Here is an 18,773-nt window from a genome sequence, read left to right on the forward strand (position 1 = left end):
TCAGGCTCCAACGACGCTATCGAGTTCACGGTAATCCGGCAGGCTGCGGTCGATCACCTTGCCGCGGCGAAGCACGACGCGGTCAGCCTGAGGACGGGACAGGAATTCACTCCAGCGCCGCGCGCTGAAGAGCACGAGATCGGCGGGATCGCCGGCGGCGATACGGCCCTTGTCCGGTCGTCCGACGATGGCGGCGGGCGAGGTGGTGACGACGCGGGCGGCGGTATCGAGCGGATGGTCGAGATGCAGAATCCGCACGGCCTCACGGAAGACCTCCACTGGATCGAGATCACCATAAGCATAGAAGGGGTCACGGGTATTGTCGGATGCGACCGCGGTCGCGACACCGGCTGAGGCCAGTTCCTTGAACAGCGTGACGCCGCGCCAGCGCGGGGTGCGGCCGGGATAGCGATCCTGCAGATACATGTTGCACATCGGCAGTGAGATGACCGCGATCCCTGCCTTGGCGACCAACGCGACGGTGCGCGCGGCGGTGTCTTCGTCCTGGCGGGCGAGCGAGCAGCAATGGCCGGCGGTCACCTTGCCCTCGAACCCATTGCGCAGCACAGCCTCGGCGATTGCCTTCAGTGTTTCCGCGCCGCGATCATCCGTCTCGTCGACATGCAGATCGATATCCAGGCCATGCTCTGCGGCAGTCCTGAAGAGCGTGTCGAGCTGCCAGACAAGCTCCGGCCCCATCCTGGTGACGCCGCCAAGCAGGCCGCCGTTCTGCCGGATTGTTGTGACGAGATCGGCAAAGAAGGTGCTGTCTGCCATGGCATCCAGCGGGAAGAGGGCGACCGCCTGCAGTGCAATCCTATCCTTCCAGGCATCCCGGATTTCGGCAAAAACCTCAAAAGATATGCGATGCTGGGGCGCAAGCGAATCCAGGTGCGTCCGGATCAGGCTGGTGCCATGGGCGTAGGCGGAGCGGAGCGAGAATTCCATGCGCCGTTTGACGTCTGCGGCTGACCAGTTGGCCTCCCGGTCGGCCCTGACGGCATCGAGCGCGCCCATGAAGCTGCCGTCGGGATTGGCCTGGCGCGGCCAGATATGGCCTTTGTCGAGATGGGTATGGATATCGGCAAAGCACGGCCAGACCATGCCGTCCTTGAGATCGATCCTGGCATAATCAACCGGTGCGGCGCCGGCCGGCCGGATGGCGGCAATCATGCCGTCGCTGATGACGATATCGACCGTGGCCAGCCCTTCGGTGACCGGCACATCGACATGCTCGACGGTGACGGCGGGTACTGTCGCATTGCTCAGCACGAAGCGGGCCGCATTCGGCGGGGATATGAAGGAATAGGTCATCAGTTTTCCCGTTTGATGCTGCTTTCATGCCAGCGGTGAAGGCTCAGCCAGGCAATGAGGGTGGTGAGGCCAAAGATCGCTACGCCAAGCATGGAGAGCATCAACAGCGCCGCGAAGAGCCGCGGGATGTTCATCCGGTACTGCGCTTCCAGCAGGCGGAAGGCGAGGCCGGAGCCGGCACCGGCCGAGCCTGCAGCAAATTCGGCGACGACGGCGGCGATCAGCGCAAGCCCGCCGCCGATGCGAAGACCGGTCATGAAATAGGGCTGGGCGGCCGGGATCTTCAGATGGATCAGCGTCTGCCAGCGCGAGGCGCCATAGAGCTCGAAGAGGTTGATGAGGTTATGGTCGACGCTCTTCAGGCCCTGCACCATGTTCGACAGGATCGGGAAGAATGCGACGAGGAACGCGCAGATGAGCAGCGCGACCTGTGTGGAGGGAGCGTAGATCAGGATCAGCGGCGAGATCGCCACGATCGGCGTCACCTGCAGGATAACGGCAAGGGGATAGAAAGCGATCTCGATCCAGCGCGATTGCACCAGGAAGACTGCAAACCCCACGCCGCCAGCCAGCGCCAGCATCAGCGAGATGAAGGTGATCTTGGTGGTGACCCAGAGGGCCGGCGCAAGCGTGCCCCAATCATTGACGAAGGCCGCGGCCACCGCGCCGGGACCGGGCAGGATGTATGGCGGAACGCCCGAGAGCACCACGTAAAGCTCCCAAGCGATGATGAGCACGGTGATGACGAGGAAAGGCACGGCGATGCGCAGCGCCAGCTCATGCCGCAGGGCGTTCGCCGGTTGGGAGGCGGGCGGGGATGCGGCTTCGGCGGTTTCGATGCTTTCGACGCTCATCAGTGCTCCTCCGATCCGCCCATCGCCTCGATCAGCGAACGGGACGCCTTTTCGCAGGCCTGCCGATATTGTTCCGAGGTTCGATAATGCGAATCCCGCTCAAAGCTGGTGGTCAGCGGAAAATCGGCATGCACGCGGCCGGGCCTTGCCTTCATCACCACGATCCGGTTCGAGAGATAAGCGGATTCGAACACCGAATGCGTCACGAAGATCACCGTAATCCCGGTCGTCTTCCACAGCCGCAGCACGTCGTCGTTGAGCTTCTGGCGGGTGATCTCGTCGAGCGCGGCGAAAGGCTCATCCATCAGCAGCAGCTTCGGCTTCGTCACCAGCGCGCGGGCGATCGACACGCGCATCTTCATGCCCCCGGAAAGTTCGCGCGGATAGGCATCGGCGAAATCCTGGAGACTGACGGTCGCCAGCGCTTCGGTGATCCGGTCGCGGGCTTCCGCCTTGGAGATCCCGCGCAGTTTCAGCGGCAGGTAGACGTTGCCGAAAACGGTCTTCCACGGCATCAGCGTCGGCTCCTGGAAGACGAAGCCGATATCGCCTTCAGGCAGGCCCTTGGAGTTGATGCGTGAACTTGGCCAGTCGATCTTGCCCGCGGAGATATCGCCAAGGCCTGCGATGATGCGCAGCGCCGTGGACTTGCCGCAGCCGGAGGGGCCAAGCAGGCTGATGAATTCGCCGCTTTCGACGGTCAGCGACATGCCCGAAAGTGCTGTCGTGCCGCTGGAAAAGACCTTCGACACTGACTGCATGACGACCAGCGGCCGCTTTCTCGCTTCCTTGGAAGGCGCCGCCTTGGTTTCGGCTAGGGACATTTTCTCGCTCATTTGTCGAAGGAGTGCGGTCCGCCGCCAGACGAGCGGCGGACCTGGCCTGGGAGGCTTATTTCTTCAGCGCAATTCCGGTGCCCTTGCAGACGAACTTCGTCGTGAAGGCCTTCGTATAGTCGGTGTCGGTCTTGAAGACCTTGATGGCAGTCATCTCTTCGAAGAACTTCTTGTAATGGGCGTCGGTGATGCAGCCGATGCCCTTGTCGAGGCTGTCACCGGATTCGATGATGCCGTATTCCTTCAACTTGGTGATCGAATAGGCGATCTGGCCGTCCGTTATTTCAGGATTGTCCTTCTTGATCAGCGCGTTCGCCTTGGTGTTGTCGCCGTAAAGGTAGTTGTACCAGCCCTCGATCGAGGCATCGACGAAGCGCTGCACGACGTCGGGCTTGCCGTCGATCATCGCCTGCGTCGTCGTGATCATCGTCGAATAGGGCGAATAGCCGTTGTCGGCGAGCAGGAAGACCTTCGGCTCGAAGCCTGCCTGCTTCTGGATCTCGTAGGGTTCGGAGGTCAGGTAGCCCTGCTGGGCAGAGTCCTTGTCTGCGAGGAAGGGCGCGGGACTGAAGTTGTAGGGCTTGTACTGCTCGTCCTTGAAGCCTTTGAAGTTGGCCTTCATCCATTCGAAATAAGTGAGGTAGCCGTCCTTGCTGAGGAACAGCGTTTTCAGCTTGGCGAGATCCTCGAACTTGTCGACGCCATTGTCCGGATGGGCGATCAGCACCTGCGGATCCTTTTGGAAGATCGCGGCGACATCGACCAGCGGAATGCCCTGTTCGACGGCGGATATTTCGCCCTGCGGGCCGCCCATGTAGAAATCGAGCTTGCCGGAGATCAGCAGCGCGCTGTTTGCAGCATTCGGGCCGCCCTGGACGATGGTGACGTCGAGGCCGTATTTTGCATAGGTGCCGTCTGCAACGGCTTGGTAGAAGCCGCCATGTTCCGCCTGGGCAAGCCAGTTCGTCCCGTAGCTCACCTTGTCGAGGGCAAGCGCCGGCGAGGCGGCGGCAAACATCGAGGCGAGGCCGAGGCAGCTCAGAAATTGCGTCTTCATCAGTGCTTTCAACATGGTCGGCAGTTCCCCTTTTGTGGCCGAGGGAAGCCTTGCTCGGCTCCCTTTTGAGGGAATTTGAGCCATTGCCATGCGCTTTGAAAAGCATCAAAATTCGTGCGCATTGATGCCTTTTCGGCATCTCTGTGAAAGCTGAAGATAATTTGTGCGTCCTGCGCAAAATTTATGCATTGGAGAGATCGTGTTGCACTCCAGACGCCTTCTTTACATCAACGAGATCGCCCGTTGCGGTTCGATCCGCAAGGCGGCCGCGCGGCTCAACGTCGCGTCGTCGGCGGTCAACCGGCAGATTTTGGCGCTGGAGGAGGAGATCGGGGCGCCGCTTTTCGAGCGGCTGCCGCGTGGCTTGCGGCTGACGGCTGCCGGCGAACTCTGCATCGAACATATTCGGGACGTGCTGAAGAATTACGAGCGCCTGGAGGGGCGTATCCGCAGCCTGAAGATGCAGCAGGCAGGCAAGGTGCGCATGGTGACGACCGTTGGGCTTGCCGCCGGGCCGCTGCCCGAAATCATCGCGCGCTTTCTTTCAGAGCATCCGCGCGTTTTCGTCCAGCTGCGCAACGACACCGGCGGCACGACGGCCAACCCTGTCGTTTCCGGCGAAGTGGATATCGGTCTCGGCTTCAACATCCCCGCCACGCCCGGCATCCGCACGCTCGGAAATTTCGATATCCCGATCGGTGTCGTGCTGCCGCCGGGGCATCACCTGATCGGTCCCGGGCCGATCAACCTCGCCGATGTCACCCAGGAAAAACTGGTTCTGGCGCAGCCGGGCACCAGCCTGCGCGAGGTGATCAATCTTGCTTTTGCGCGCCTGCCCATCTCGGTCGAGCCGGTGCTGGAAACCAATGCATCGGAGATGCTGAAACAGCTGGTCAAATGCGGCACGGGGCTGACACTGCTCAATCCGCTCGACGTCATCACCGAATGCCGGCGCGGTGAACTCGTCTTCCGGCCGATCGCCGAGCCGCATGCGCGTTACCAGCAGATGAAGCTGTTTGCGCGCGCCCGTGCCCCGCTCGACGCAGCCACCAGCCTTTTCGTCGAATATCTGCTCGCCGAACTGCTCGGCCTGGTGCAAGAATTGCAGGCCAAGGGTCATATCCCACCGGATGTGAAACCCGCGGCTGAGCCTATTTCACATAGAGATTCGAAAGCGGATAGGCCTTGAGATCCTGGAGCAACTCGACGAACCCCTTGACCTGATGGCGGCAGATCGCCTCGCCCTTTTCGGCTTTGGCGATCGAGGCATCGCCGACCACGCCGAAGGGATTGAGGTCATGCGCGATCCAGGCTAGCGAATGCGGCGGCAGAGGCTGAAGAAATTTGGATTGCTCCCGCATCCATTCGGCCTTCGAGGCAAAGTTTTGGGCCTTGTCCATGCGCACCAGCTCGGGGCGGAAGTGCAGCATCAACGACGTCTCGACATCGCCGCCATGGATGCCGTATCTGCTCTCGTGATCGCTGACCATGCCTTCCGGATGACCGAAACGGCCCCATTGCGTGGAGACCACCGCCATTTGATAGCGCACGCGCAGTTCGCGCGCGACAATGCTCATGATGTCGACATTGCCGCCGTGGGAATTGACGATCACCATCTTCCGCAGCCCGGCTTCGGCAACCTTTGCGCCAATCGCCGTCCAGACGGGGATGAGCAGCTCGGCACTGAGCGACAGCGTGCCGGGGCCGTAGATGTGTTCGTTGGCCTTGCCGATCTCCTGTGTCGGAAGGACCAGAATGTCCAGATCCTCCGGCCGCTGCCTCTTCAGTTCCGCCAGCATACCGGTCGCGATGGCGACATCCGTTGCGATCGGCAGATGCGGGCCGTGCTGTTCCGTCGAGGCGATAGGCAGAACGGCAATCGTGGTCTCGGGAGAGAGGCCGGCAAAATCATATGTATTGAGCTCGTTCCAGTAAAACGGCGTAGCCATGCGGTCTTCCCTTTTCGTCACCTGCTTCGATAGGGAGTAGGGAATAAAGATAAGCCGGAAAAGCATCATTTTTTGCGCATGGCGCTGCCTTTTTTCGTACGCATCCGCGGGCGTTGCTCCGCCGGCGTAGGCATGGTCGGTGACCCCACCAACGAGACGCTGCGCCGACGCTTCCGCATCCAAGGCAACTTCAGTGAAGATGTGGCTCGCAGCATCTTATGACCGCGGCTCGGGGAATTCATGAGCCAGATCGATAACCGTATGCAACGGAAAGGGCCTAATCAGAAGGCGGAGTTGCACTACCTCAGCAGACGGCGTTGACGCGCGCCTATGTCCAACGAGCAAGGTGGAACAGTTCATGCCAAGCCAGACACAACTGGAACTTTCCCGTCGAGATCTGCTTATCTCGTCGGCCGCAACGATTGCGGTCACCGGAGCCGTCGCTCCCGCAGCGGCACAGTCCCCAGGAAATGAAATGGCCTATACATCGAAAGTTTCTTTCGCGGTTAACGGCGAGAACCGCGATCTCGAGGTCGACAATAGAACGTCGCTGCTCGACGCGCTACGCGAGCACCTGCATCTCACAGGCACGAAGAAGGGATGCGACCACGGCCAATGCGGCGCATGCACCGTCATGGTCGACGGCCACCGCATCAACTCCTGCCTGACACTGGCGGTCATGCACGAAGGCGATCAAATCACCACGATCGAAGGCCTCGGCCAACCTGGAAACCTTCATCCGATGCAGACGGCTTTCGTGAAACATGACGGCTTCCAGTGCGGCTACTGCACGCCGGGACAGATCTGTTCTTCCGTGGCGGTGCTCGAAGAGATCAAGGCGAACATACCGAGCCACGTTACCGGCGATCTTACGGCTGAGGCGGCTGTCACTCCGGCCGAGATCCGCGAACGCATGAGCGGCAACATCTGTCGATGCGGCGCCTATTCCAACATTATCGATGCCATTTCGGAAGTCGCGGGGATTAAAGCATGAGAGCCTTCACCTATGAACGTGCCTCGTCCGTCGAGGCCGCGGCCAAGGCGGCAGCCTCCAATCCTGAAACCAAGTTCATCGCCGGCGGCACCAATCTCCTCGACCTGATGAAGCTCGAGATCGAGACGCCGGCGCATCTGATCGACGTCAACGGTCTCGGCCTCGACAAGATCGAATCCACGCCGGAGGGCGGGCTGCGCATCGGCGCTTTGGTCCGCAACACCGATCTTGCAGCTCACGAAACTGTTCGCCGCGACTATGGCCTGCTTTCCAGGGCGCTTGTCGCGGGTGCCTCCGGGCAACTGCGCAACAAGGCGACGACGGCCGGCAACCTCCTGCAGCGCACGCGCTGTCCTTATTTTTATGACCCGAACCAGCCGTGCAACAAGCGGCAGCCAGGCAGCGGCTGTTCCGCCATCGGCGGCTTCAGTCGCCAGCATGCAGTGGTCGGGGTAAGCGAGAGCTGCATCGCCACTCATCCGAGTGACATGGCCATCGCGATGCGGGCGCTCGATGCCGCCGTAGAGACCGTCAAGGCCGACGGCAGTCGTCGCTCGATTGCGATCGCCGACCTTCACCGGTTGCCCGGCGACACACCCCATATCGAGACCGTTCTCGAGCGCGGCGAGTTCATCACTGCGGTCCTGCTACCACCCCCGATCGGCGGCAAGCACATCTATCGCAAAGTTCGAGACCGCGCCTCCTATGCCTTCGCACTCGTCTCGGTCGGAGCGGTCATCCAGCCGGACGGGACAGGACGCGTCGCCGTCGGCGGCATCGCCCATAAGCCATGGCGCATCGAGGCAGCCGAAGCCGAGCTGCCGAAAGGCGCGCGGGCGGCGGCGGGCGTCCTTCTTGCAGATGCCCACCCTACCGAACAGAACCGTTTCAAGGTCGATCTGGTCGAGCGCACGCTCGGCGCGGTCATTGCCGAAGCAAGGGGTTGAGCCATGCAGTTCGATACGCCAGCGACAACCAACCCGATCGACAATCTGAAGGTCGTCGGTCAGCCGATCCACCGCATCGACGGCCAGCTCAAGACGACCGGCCGGGCGATGTACGCCTATGAGTGGCACGATCCGAACATGCGCTACGCCTATGGTTATCCCGTTGGCGCGGCCATCGCCAAGGGCCGCATCAAGGCCATGGACGTCTCCGTCGCCAAGAGGGCTCCTGGTGTGCTTGCCGTGGTGACGACGCTCGACATCGGCGAGCGGAAGAAGGGCAAGTTCAACACCGCCAGGCTTTTCGGTGGCGACGAGGTTCAGCACTATCATCAGGCGATCGCGGTCGTCGTCGCCGAGACGTTCGAGCAGGCGCGCGCCGCAGCCGCTCTGGTCAAGGTCGACTATGCCGAAGAAACGGGTGCGTTCGACCTCGGCCAGGCAAAGGATTCGGCCGTCAAGCCGGATGAATCGCAGCAGCCCGACACTGCGACCGGCAACTTCGAGGCTGCCTTCACGTCGGCTCCCGTTACTCTGGAAGCGACTTACACGACGCCCGACCAGTCGCATGCGATGATGGAGCCGCACGCATCGATCGCAGCCTGGAACGGCGACGAGGTGACCGTCTGGACCTCCAGCCAGATGATCGACTGGTGGCGTTCCGACCTTGCGACGACACTCGATATCGACAAGGAGAAGATCCACCTCATGTCGCCCTTCATCGGCGGCGGCTTCGGCGGCAAGCTATTTCTGCGGGCCGACGCCGTGCTGGCCGTTGTCGGCGCGCGTGCGGTAAAACGGCCCGTCAAGGTCGCCTTGCCTCGACCCCTTCTGATAAACAATACGACCCACCGGCCGGCGACGATCCAGCGGATTCGCATTGGAACCGAGCGTGACGGCAAGATAACCGCCATTGCCCACGAAAGCTGGTCCGGGGACCTTCCTGGCGGCGGACTGGAGACAGCAGTGAACCAGACTCGTCTCCTCTATGCCGGGGCGAACCGCATGACGGCGATGCGGCTGGCGACGCTTCACCTCCCCGAGGGCAACGCCATGCGCGCTCCGGGCGAAGCGCCCGGACTGATGGCGCTCGAGATTGCCATCGACGAGATCGCTGAGAAAGTTGGTGTGGATCCAGTACAGTTTCGCATCGTCAACGACACGCAGGTCGATCCGGAAAAACCGCAGCGGCCTTTTTCCCAGCGCAATCTCATCGGCTGCCTCACGCTCGGTGCGGAGCGGTTTGGCTGGCGTGAAAGAGGAAGGCCGGGTTCCAGGCGGGATGGTAACTGGCTGGTCGGTATGGGCGTTGCCGCCGCCTTCCGCAACAACCTCGTGCTTCCTTCCGGAGCACGGGTAAAGCTCGACCGGGAAGGCGTCGTGACTGTTGAAACCGACATGACCGACATCGGGACCGGCAGCTACACGATCATCGCGCAGACGGCCGCCGAGATGATGGGAGTCACAATCGACAAGGTCGCTGTCCAACTCGGCGACTCGCGTTTTCCTGTTTCTGCGGGTTCCGGCGGACAGTTCGGTGCCAACTCTTCCACGTCCGGCGTCTATGCAGCCTGTGTCAAGCTGCGTGAGGCCATTGCCAAGAAGCTCGGCTTCAACTCCGAAGACATCGTCTTCGAGAATGGCGCGGTCCGTTCAGGCAATCGTTCGGTGCCTCTTGCCGAGGCTGCCGGCCCGGATAGCCTTGTCGGCGAAGATACCATCAAGTGGGGCGAGCTCACCGAGACGCATCAGCAATCGACATTCGGCGCGCATTTCGTTGAGGTTGGCGTCGACATCGCAACCGGGGAAAGCCGGATCCGCAGGATGCTCGCAGTCTGCGCGGCGGGAAGAATCCTCAACCCGATCACCGCCCGCAGCCAGGTCATCGGCGCTATGACGATGGGGGCCGGCGGCGCGCTGTCTGAGGAATTGGCAGTCGATACCCGTCGCGGCTTCTTCGTCAACCACGACCTCGCCAGCTACGAAGTGGCGGTGCATGCCGACATTCCGCACCAGGAGGTGATCTTCTTGGACGAGACCGATCCGATGTCGTCGCCGATGAAAGCCAAGGGCGTCGGCGAGCTCGGCCTGTGCGGCGTCGCGGCAGCGATTGCCAACGCCGTCTACAATGCGACCGGCGTCAGGGTTCGGCATTACCCGCTGACGCTTGACAAGCTCATCGGCGGCTTGCCGGACGTGGCATGATTTTGTCGACGGCGGTCCGAAAGCCGAACCGCCGTCAATTCCTGTAGGATTTCCCATGGATCAGACATTCGCGCCCATCACGGCGCCAATTCCCGTCAGGGCGTCGTCCACCGACGATCCTGCGGAACTGCTTCGCTTCGCGATAGACGCCCATGGTCTTGGCGCGGTGGCGCTCGCCACCCTCGTCGAAATTCGCGGCGGGGCCGCGCGCGCGCTCGGCGCTCATGTGGCGGTTGCCGCAGACGGGCGGTTCTGCGGCTATGTCTCCGGCGGATGTGTCGAAGCCGCGGTCGCTTCCGAAGCGCTTCATGCAATGGCGCAAGGGCGCGACCGCACGGTCAAGTTCGGCGACGGGTCTCCCTTCTTTGACATTGTCCTTCCCTGCGGCGGCGGAATCTCTGTCGCAATCCATGTCCTGAAAGATGTCGGAGCTTTGCGGCATGTTCTGGAGCGTCTCGAACGCAGGCAGGCAGCCGGCCTTGCATATTCGCCAGAGCGGCAGACGCTCGAACCGGTAGACCCACTGCCACGGGCGTGCTGGCTCGAGCGAGATTTCGTGACCGTCTACCGTCCCCGCACCCGCGTCGTCCTTTCCGGGCAGACGATCGAAGCGCAGGCCGTCGCACGACTGGCCGAAGCTTCCGGCTACGACGTGATCGTCAGGGGACAGGGCGAGGGGGGCAGGGTCGCAGCCGACATCGACCCCTTCACGGCCGTCGTGCTCCTGCATCATGAGCTCGACGCCGAAGCTGCCATTCTCGAGACCGCGCTTCGGTCGCCCGGGTTCTACATCGGCGCGCTCGGCAGCACCCGGACGCATCGTCGACGTGTGGAGCGGCTGAGAGCCATGGCTTTCAAGCAGGATGATATCGGTCGAATCAAGGCACCCATCGGGTTGTTCGGCCCGACGCGGGATGCGACGTCGCTCGCCCTGTCGGTTCTGGCGGATGTCGCTGCGGCAAGACTGGTTGCTTATGCTTAATGCGTCGGTCGCGATCGTCATTCTCGCTGCCGGCAAGGCAAGCCGGATGGGTGAAGGCGGGAAACACAAGCTGCTGGCCGAGTTCGACGGCGTACCGCTCGTGCGGAGGTCAGCATTGACGGCGCTCGGTGCGGATGCCGCGTCTGTAACTGTTGTAGTGGGCCATCGCAGGAGCGAAATTGAAGCTGCGCTCCAGGGGCTCGCTCTGACTTTCGTCGACAATCCCGATTACGCCAGCGGCATGGCGAGCTCGCTCATAGCAGGATTCTCAGCAGCCCACAGCACCGACGGCATTCTCGTCATGCTGGCCGATATGCCCGGCATTTCCACGGCACACCTTAATGCCTTGATTTTCGCCTTTCGCAACGCGGGCGGCGAGGCCATCGTGCGCGCCGTCTCACGCGGCAAACCCGGCAATCCCGTTATCCTGCCACGTTCGCTCCATCACGCGGTCTTGAGACTTGAGGGCGACGTCGGCGCGCGCGATATCGTTGCGACGTCAGCTCTGCCCGTGCTCGATGTCGATGTCGGCGATGCGGCTTGCCTCGACGTCGATACGCCGGACGATATCGTGGCCACCGGCGGCGCAATGAAGAACTAACTCGCTGGATGGCAGCGAGATGGTTCGGTTCCCTATCTGATGACCGTTGCATTCGATCTGGAACCACCACGCCTAGAGCGCCGCGCGTCTTTTCAGACGCGCAAAGGACGCTCTAACTTTTTGTTTTCGCGCAATCCCGGACGGAAAACCGCTTCGCACTTTTCCTGGAATTGACCTAGAGCCTCATCTGGCGGCCATGCTCGCGACCAGATCGCTAAACCTCTCTCCCTGAATGCCGACATGCCCCCGCAGCAGCCGGCGGGCCGCGTCTCCATCTCCGGCAAAGATCGCATCGACGATGGCGCAATGTTCTGAGAAGGAGGTCGACAGGCGGTTGCGCACGCGCAGCTGGAGGCGGCGATAAGGTCGCAGGCGCCGATGCAATTGCAGACATTGCTCCTCGAGGAAATCGCTTCGGCCGGCTGCGTAGATGGCCTTATGGAACTCCTCATTGTCGTAATAATAGGCATCGCTGTCACCGGCAGCGGCAGATTTCTCACAGCGGCTGTGGGTGGCCGTGATCGCTTCCCGGGAGGCCTCATCCAGCCGTCGTGCTGCGAGCGACCCGGCCAGGCCCTCCAGCTCGGCCATCACCTCGAACATCTCATAGACGCGGTGCGGCCCCGGATCGATGACGATAGCGCCTCTGCGCGGTCGAATTTCGATGAGGCCGATCGCATCGAGCTGCATCAGCGCCTCGCGCACCGGTGTGCGGGAGACCCCGAAACGCGTCGCAAGCACCGTTTCGTCGAGCCGCTCACCGGGGGAGAACTCGTTAGAAAGAATTGAATTTTCAATCTCATCCCGAAGCCATCGGCCGACATTCTCGGACATTTCGTTTTCGCTTTCTTCATACACAAATGCTATTCTTGTATACACGATTGTTGACCTCGTGTACGAAGAGTGGCATTCTACATACTACCGGTGAAACCCGACGATGGGAAGCAGCCGTCAAAAACGGTCCGCACTCAGCCGGCCGGCAGAAGAGAGGAGAGATGGCATGTCTGAGGCTTCCTTCTTCACCGACATGCTGCAGAGCATCACGGATCGCGGACGCCAGCTTCTGTTTTCGGGCTCGCGCGCCACGCAGGTCGCAGCCAAGGCCGATCTCCAAACACTCTGTGAAATGCTGCTGTCGAGCCGGGGCGAAGCCTCGGGCATGGCGCTCGCGGCCGAGATCCTCGATCGCTGGGGCGCGCTTGAGAGCGAGGGCGCGCAGGCATTCCTCCTTATGCTTCATGAAAAGTTCGGGCCCGATACGACCAAGCTCGACCAGGCAATTGAAAATTACCGCGCTGACAAAAGCTCTGCCGCGATCATTGCTCTCCACCAGGCAGCTGAGCCGCGGCGACAAGAGCTTCTGCGCCGTTTAAATCACGCGCCGAACGGCACCGCCAAGCTCGTCCGGATGCGTCAGCAGCTGCTTGCTTCCAAAGATCAATCCGCAGGTTATCACGCGCTTGACGCCGACTTCACGCATCTGTTCGGCTCCTGGTTCAATCGCGGTTTTCTGGCGCTGCGGCCCATCGACTGGTCGACGCCGGCTTACATCCTTGAGAAGATCATCAAATACGAGGCCGTGCACGAGATCGCCGGTTGGGAGGAATTGCGTCGTCGGTTGGCGCCCGCCGACCGCCGATGCTTTGCCTTCTTCCACCCCCGATTGGCCGACGAGCCGCTGGTGTTCGTCGAGGTGGCGTTGACACGATCCGTGCCAAGCGCGATCGGCGATGTGCTCGACGAGGGCAGGGAGCAGATCAACGCCGACGAGGCGACGACGGCTGTCTTCTATTCGATCTCCAACTGCCAGGATGGCTTGCGTGGGATCTCGTTCGGCAACTTCCTGATCAAGCAGGTCGTGGAAGACCTGCGCAGAGACCTGCCCGGCCTGAAGAATTTCGTCACGCTGTCGCCCGTTCCAGGCTTTGGCCGCTGGCTTGCCAAGGCGCGCGCCTCGGCCGCCGACCGGTTTTTATCCGAAGCGGCTCGCGAAACGCTGATGTCGCTGGACGATCCGAACTGGCCTGACAACGAGAAGACGGCGACCGAAGTGGAGCGCGTGTTGCTGCCTCTTGCGGCGCGCTATTTCCTGGTCGAACGGACGCCGGAGGGCCGCCCGGTCGATCCTGTCGCCCGCTTCCATCTCGGCAACGGCGCTCGACTTGAAAGACTGAATTTTCTTGGCGACCGCTCGGCAAAGGCGATGCAGCAGGCACACGGCCTGATGGTCAACTACCTCTACAAGCTCGATGACATCGTGGCCAATCACGAGGCTCTGGCGCAGCGCGGCGAAGTGATTGCCTCGCCTGCAGTCAAAAGCTTGCTCAACCAGAACGACGAAGGCCGTAGCGCCGGCAATGGCCAGCAAGGCTCCCGGCCATTCGCACAGATAGTGAATTCAACGCTTGGAGGAGGGCGAAAGTGAGCAACCATCTTTTCGACGCCATGCGGGCCGCCGCGCCCGGTAACGCACCGTTCATCCGGATCGATGGCACGCGCACATGGACCTATGATGACGCCTTCGCTCTTTCCGGCCGCATTGCCAGCGCGATGGACACGCTCGGCATTCGCCCCGGCGACCGCGTGACGGTGCAAGTCGAAAAAAGTGCCGAGGCATTGATCCTCTATCTCGCCTGTCTTCGAAGCGGCGCGGTCTACCTGCCCCTCAACACCGCCTATACGCTGGCTGAGCTCGATTACTTTATCGCCGATGCGGAGCCGCGTTTGGTGGTTGTTGCGTCGGCGGCGCGAGCGGGCGTGGAGACAATCGCCAAGTCTCACGGCGCGATCATCGAAACGCTCGACGCCGATGGTTGCGGCTCGTTGCTGGATCTAGCACGCGATGAGCCGGCCGACTTTGTCGATGCCTCGCGCTCCGCCGATGATCTGGCTGCGATCCTCTACACGTCGGGAACGACGGGACGCTCCAAGGGGGCGATGCTTACGCACGGGAACCTGCTCTCGAACGCCCTGACCTTGCGAGATTATTGGCACGTCACCGCCAGCGATCGACTGATCCATGCCTTGCCGATCTTCCATACGCATGGGCTGTTTGTCGCCACGAACGTCACACTGCTCGCCGGCGCCTCGATGTTCCTGCTGTCGAAGTTCGACCCGGAGGAGATCCTGTCGCTGATGCCGCAGGCAACGATGCTGATGGGCGTGCCAACCTTCTACGTGCGCCTCCTGCAAAGCCCGCGCCTCGACGAGCAAGCGGTAGCCAGCATCCGGCTTTTCATCTCCGGTTCGGCTCCACTGCTTGCAGAAACACATGCCGAGTTCCAGGCACGTACCGGTCACGCCATTCTAGAGCGCTACGGCATGACGGAAACCAATATGAACACGTCCAACCCCTATGAGGGGAAACGGATTGCCGGAACGGTCGGCTTCCCGCTGCCTGATGTGACGGTACGCGTCACCGAGCCCGCCACCGGGCTCGTGCTGCCGCCTGAAGAAACCGGCATGATCGAAATCAAGGGGCCGAACGTCTTCAAGGGTTATTGGCGCATGCCGGAAAAAACCGCGGCCGAATTCACCGCCGACGGTTTCTTCATCAGCGGCGATCTCGGCAAGATCGACCGGGACGGTTATGTCCACATCGTCGGCCGCGGCAAGGATCTGGTGATTTCGGGTGGGTACAACATCTATCCGAAAGAGGTCGAGGGCGAGATCGACCAGATCGAGGGTGTGGTCGAGAGCGCGGTGATCGGCGTGCCGCATCCCGATTTCGGAGAAGGCGTGACCGCCATCGTCGTGCGCAAGCGCGGCGCTGTCGTCGATGAAAAGACCATCGTCGGCGCGCTCCAGGACCGGCTCGCGCGCTACAAACAGCCCAAGCGCATCATCTTTGCCGAGGACTTGCCGCGCAACACGATGGGTAAGGTTCAGAAAAACATCCTGCGGCAGAAATACGCCGATCTTTACACCAAGACGTAAGGCGACCGCGCTCTCTGGGAGGAGGGCGCGTCGATATCCCGCATCAATCTTGAAAACAGCAACTGCGACGCGGAGGCGTCGGAGGGAGGGGAATCATGGGTATTGAAATACTGTCCATAGGCCTGCTGGTCGCCATGTTCATCATTGCGACGATCCAGCCAATCAACATGGGTGCGCTCGCCTTTGCCGGCGCCTTCGTGCTCGGCTCAATGATCATCGGGATGAAAACCAACGATATATTTGCCGGCTTTCCGAGTGATCTCTTCCTGACGCTCGTCGCCGTCACCTACCTCTTCGCCATAGCGCAGATCAACGGCACGATCGACTGGCTCGTCGAATGTGCCGTCCGCCTGGTGCGCGGGCGGATCGGCTTGATTCCTTGGATGATGTTCTTGGTCGCGGCCATCATTACTGGTTTCGGTGCACTTGGTCCGGCTGCGGTGGCCATTCTCGCACCCGTCGCATTGAGCTTTGCCGTGCAGTACCGCATTCACCCGGTGATGATGGGTCTGATGGTGATCCATGGCGCGCAGGCAGGCGGGTTTTCGCCGATCAGCATCTATGGCGGAATCACCAACCAGATCGTTGCCAAGGCCGGCCTGCCTTTTGCTCCGACCTCGCTGTTTCTCTCCAGCTTCTTCTTCAACCTGGCGATCGCGGTGCTGGTCTTCTTCGTTTTCGGCGGCGCGAGGGTGATGAAGCAAAATCCCGCATCACTTGGTCCGTTGCCCGAACTGCATCCCGAGGGCGTATCGGCGTCGATCAGAGGTCACGGCGGCACGCCGGCAAAACCGATCAGGGAGCACGCCTACGGCACGGCGGCTGATACCGCGAAGACATTGCGCCTGAACAATGAGAGAATTACCACCTTGATCGGCCTGACGGCGCTCGGCATCGGCGCCCTGGTTTTCAAGTTCAACGTTGGCCTCGTCGCAATGACCGTCGCCGTCGTCCTCGCGCTGCTGTCACCGAAGACTCAGAAGGCAGCAATCGACAAGGTCAGTTGGTCGACCGTGCTGCTGATTGCCGGCATCATCACCTATGTCGGCGTCATGGAGAAGGCCGGTACGGTCGACTACGTGGCGAATGGCATATCCAGTCTCGGCATGCCGCTGCTGGTAGCGCTCCTGCTTTGCTTTACGGGTGCCATCGTCTCGGCCTTTGCATCCTCGACCGCGCTGCTCGGCGCGATTATCCCGCTCGCCGTTCCATTCCTCCTGCAAGGGCACATAAGCGCCGTCGGCGTGGTCGCGGCGATCGCCATCTCGACGACGATCGTCGATACCAGCCCATTCTCCACCAACGGCGCTCTTGTCGTCGCCAATGCTCCGGACGACAGCAGAGAGCAGGTGCTGCGACAGCTGCTGATCTACAGCGCACTGATCGCTATCATCGGCCCGATCGTTGCCTGGCTGGTGTTCGTCGTGCCCGGGCAGGTCTGACGGCGGGCTGCAGCTGCCAAGTGCACCGAGCCCTCTTCGGTACACTTGGAGACCGCTGATACCCGATCACAGAAATAGAAAGAAACGGTTTCAAGGCAGATTAACGGCTCGCTTCGAACAAGCCTTTCGGGCCGCGATCGTCGCCCCTCATGACAATCAGCTACCGGAGATTGACGTGTCGAGCCTAGCAGATGCATAATTCACACAGCCAGTCGGCGAGCATTCGTCATCGTGCCGCAAATGTAGAAGTGGGAGGTGCTCTTTGCTCACCCAAGACGCTACTCTTTTGTACCGGCAAGGCGCCTCTGCCTTGGACTCACGCGCTTTTGCGCTAGCCCGTTCCTTCCATGGTTTCTCCGCATGCAAACAGTCGTTCTAACTGGTGGCTGCCAATGCGGCGCCGTGCGGTACGCGCTTCAGGAGCCCCCGCAAAACGTCCATATCTGTCACTGCCGGATGTGCCAGAAGGCCGTGGGCGGTCCGTTCGCGATCATCTGCCCCGTGATGAAGCCCGCATTTCGCCTGACGCGTGGCGCGATCAGCTACTTCAGCAGCTCGGACGTCGGCCGACGTGGTTTTTGCCGTGACTGTGGCACCCCACTCACCTTCGACTATCCCGATGGTGACGACATCGGAGTTTTGGTCGGTACCCTCGACCAGCCCGATCGCGCGCCGCCCGAAAACCAATACGGCAACGAGAGCCGGGTGTCCTGGTACGCCAACCTGGCTCAAGTGCCGGGCGAGCGACCGACCTACGCCGACAATCCCCAGATGTTGCACCGGATCAGCAGCACCAATCATCAGCATCCTGACCACGATACCGATCATTGGTCGCCGTCTGGCTAACTCTCAAACCTGTCCACCCACACAACGCGCGGCTGGAGCGGCGATCCCCTCGGGCGGCGTGAAGCGAGCTGCAAGCCCTCGCGTCGGCGAGGGATCGCCGATTATCGAGCGCCTTAGCGCAGTTTCTCAACGGCGACGGCAAGACACGCCTTGAACGCGGTAAGATCCGTATAGAGCGCATCCCGCGCCGCGTCTCCGATGATGAGGACGCCACCACGCCGCTCAATCCCGGCGTGCAGCATGAGATTGTCGGCCAGGCCGAAATCCTCGATCGCAATCCCGTTCGGGTCTCGCAGTCGACCTTCGCCATCATAGGCGACGGCTCCGCCATAAAGATCGCTCACCCGTCCGCTGTGATCGCGGGCCACATTGGTGTAGGCGAATACAGGCTTACCACTTGCGCACATAAAGCCCAGTTCGAAGGCTGTCCCTGTATCGGCGGCAATGCCGCGAAATGGCGTCAGATTGGCGATGATCGCGTCAGCCTCAATCATCATCTTCTCGTCCACCGCGTTTATCGCCGCCGCCCGCTCGCGCTTCGAGTTCGTGTGCGGGATTTCCAGATCGCCGGGCGAGAGCGGGATAAGTCCCGCCTCACGGGCAAGTGCCGCCTTGCGGTCGAGCATTTCACGGGCGTTGGGAAGGAAGACCTCCGGACCGGCGAGATAAACTTTTTTTGTCATAAAATCGCACCTAAAGGGATGGACAGAGCAATCAAAATACCTTCTTCGCTCTACAGCGAAGTAGGATCACAATCCAGTGGGCGAAACCGCCCACTGGATTGTAAGTGCCGCGTTGGCACCGCAAAGCCAT

17 protein-coding genes are annotated in these 18,773 nt (G+C 61.4%); 10 read left to right on the forward strand and 7 right to left on the reverse strand.

All coding sequences use genetic code 11. The features are described 5' to 3' along the window. The 4 genes from ELH03_RS24460 to ELH03_RS24475 form a co-directional block, all read right to left on the reverse strand. Complete coding sequence (locus tag ELH03_RS24460) at positions 1-1,314, reverse strand: cytosine deaminase (RefSeq protein WP_130766817.1); 1,314 nt, start codon at positions 1,312-1,314, stop codon at positions 1-3. Further along, positions 1,314-2,168 (reverse strand): ABC transporter permease, encoded by an 855-nt coding sequence (locus tag ELH03_RS24465; RefSeq protein ID WP_130766818.1) that lies wholly within the window; start codon positions 2,166-2,168, stop codon positions 1,314-1,316. The genes ELH03_RS24460 and ELH03_RS24465 overlap by 1 nt, the downstream gene beginning before the upstream one ends. Beyond that, on the reverse strand, positions 2,168-2,992 hold the full coding sequence (locus ELH03_RS24470; RefSeq protein ID WP_130766819.1) for an ABC transporter ATP-binding protein: 825 nt from the start codon (positions 2,990-2,992) through the stop codon (positions 2,168-2,170). Before ELH03_RS24470 ends, ELH03_RS24465 begins: the two co-directional genes overlap by 1 nt. 67 nt (positions 2,993-3,059) lie before the next feature. Continuing rightward, positions 3,060-4,076, reverse strand: coding sequence for an ABC transporter substrate-binding protein (locus ELH03_RS24475; protein ID WP_130766820.1), 1,017 nt, complete (start codon positions 4,074-4,076; stop codon positions 3,060-3,062). A 184-nt stretch (positions 4,077-4,260) separates the two neighbouring features. Here ELH03_RS24475 and ELH03_RS24480 point away from each other — a divergent pair, with 184 nt between their 5' ends. Further along, entirely contained in the window at positions 4,261-5,250 is a 990-nt protein-coding gene (locus ELH03_RS24480) for a LysR family transcriptional regulator (protein ID WP_130766821.1), read from the forward strand. Here the strand turns inward: ELH03_RS24480 and ELH03_RS24485 are convergent. After that, positions 5,213-6,079, reverse strand: coding sequence for a creatininase family protein (locus ELH03_RS24485; protein WP_130766822.1), 867 nt, complete (start codon positions 6,077-6,079; stop codon positions 5,213-5,215). The genes ELH03_RS24480 and ELH03_RS24485 overlap by 38 nt on opposite strands. 277 nt (positions 6,080-6,356) lie before the next feature. Here ELH03_RS24485 and paoA point away from each other — a divergent pair, with 277 nt between their 5' ends. The 5 genes from paoA to ELH03_RS24510 are packed head-to-tail and all read left to right on the forward strand — an operon-like array spanning position 6,357 to position 11,736. Further along, positions 6,357-7,004, forward strand: coding sequence for an aldehyde dehydrogenase iron-sulfur subunit PaoA (paoA, locus tag ELH03_RS24490; RefSeq protein ID WP_130766823.1), 648 nt, complete (start codon positions 6,357-6,359; stop codon positions 7,002-7,004). After that, the gene (locus ELH03_RS24495; protein ID WP_130766824.1) at positions 7,001-7,951 is read left to right on the forward strand and encodes an FAD binding domain-containing protein; all 951 of its coding nucleotides are present in this window, start codon (positions 7,001-7,003) and stop codon (positions 7,949-7,951) included. The genes paoA and ELH03_RS24495 overlap by 4 nt, the downstream gene beginning before the upstream one ends. Positions 7,952-7,954: 3 nt before the next feature. Beyond that, on the forward strand, positions 7,955-10,153 hold the full coding sequence (gene paoC / locus ELH03_RS24500) for an aldehyde oxidoreductase molybdenum-binding subunit PaoC (RefSeq protein WP_130766825.1): 2,199 nt from the start codon (positions 7,955-7,957) through the stop codon (positions 10,151-10,153). 55 nt (positions 10,154-10,208) lie between these two features. Next, on the forward strand, positions 10,209-11,135 hold the full coding sequence (locus ELH03_RS24505; RefSeq protein WP_130766826.1) for an XdhC family protein: 927 nt from the start codon (positions 10,209-10,211) through the stop codon (positions 11,133-11,135). Then, positions 11,128-11,736: a nucleotidyltransferase family protein gene (locus ELH03_RS24510; RefSeq protein ID WP_130766827.1), complete on the forward strand. Its 609-nt coding sequence runs from the start codon at positions 11,128-11,130 to the stop codon at positions 11,734-11,736. Before ELH03_RS24505 ends, ELH03_RS24510 begins: the two co-directional genes overlap by 8 nt. A gap of 183 nt (positions 11,737-11,919) precedes the next feature. Here the strand turns inward: ELH03_RS24510 and ELH03_RS24515 are convergent, their stop codons facing one another. Further along, positions 11,920-12,570, reverse strand: a complete 651-nt coding sequence (locus ELH03_RS24515) for a GntR family transcriptional regulator (RefSeq protein ID WP_130766828.1) — start codon at positions 12,568-12,570, stop codon at positions 11,920-11,922. 166 nt (positions 12,571-12,736) lie between these two features. Here ELH03_RS24515 and ELH03_RS24520 point away from each other — a divergent pair, with 166 nt between their 5' ends. The 4 genes from ELH03_RS24520 to ELH03_RS24535 all read left to right on the forward strand — a co-directional run bounded on the left by ELH03_RS24520 (position 12,737) and on the right by ELH03_RS24535 (position 17,960). Beyond that, positions 12,737-14,161: a malonyl-CoA decarboxylase gene (locus ELH03_RS24520; protein ID WP_130766829.1), complete on the forward strand. Its 1,425-nt coding sequence runs from the start codon at positions 12,737-12,739 to the stop codon at positions 14,159-14,161. Then, entirely contained in the window at positions 14,158-15,672 is a 1,515-nt protein-coding gene (locus ELH03_RS24525) for a malonate--CoA ligase (RefSeq protein WP_130766830.1), read from the forward strand. The genes ELH03_RS24520 and ELH03_RS24525 overlap by 4 nt, the downstream gene beginning before the upstream one ends. 95 nt (positions 15,673-15,767) lie before the next feature. After that, complete coding sequence (locus tag ELH03_RS24530; protein ID WP_130766831.1) at positions 15,768-17,114, forward strand: SLC13 family permease; 1,347 nt, start codon at positions 15,768-15,770, stop codon at positions 17,112-17,114. A 360-nt stretch (positions 17,115-17,474) separates the two neighbouring features. Further along, positions 17,475-17,960: a GFA family protein gene (locus ELH03_RS24535; protein ID WP_128403927.1), complete on the forward strand. Its 486-nt coding sequence runs from the start codon at positions 17,475-17,477 to the stop codon at positions 17,958-17,960. A gap of 113 nt (positions 17,961-18,073) precedes the next feature. Here ELH03_RS24535 and ELH03_RS24540 read toward each other — a convergent pair whose 3' ends face one another. Then, the gene (locus ELH03_RS24540) at positions 18,074-18,643 is read right to left on the reverse strand and encodes a nucleoside 2-deoxyribosyltransferase (RefSeq protein WP_128403926.1); all 570 of its coding nucleotides are present in this window, start codon (positions 18,641-18,643) and stop codon (positions 18,074-18,076) included. Between the last annotated feature and the right edge of the window lie 130 nt (positions 18,644-18,773).

This window comes from Rhizobium beringeri (genome assembly GCF_004306515.1).
GTDB classification, from domain to species: domain Bacteria; phylum Pseudomonadota; class Alphaproteobacteria; order Rhizobiales; family Rhizobiaceae; genus Rhizobium; species Rhizobium beringeri.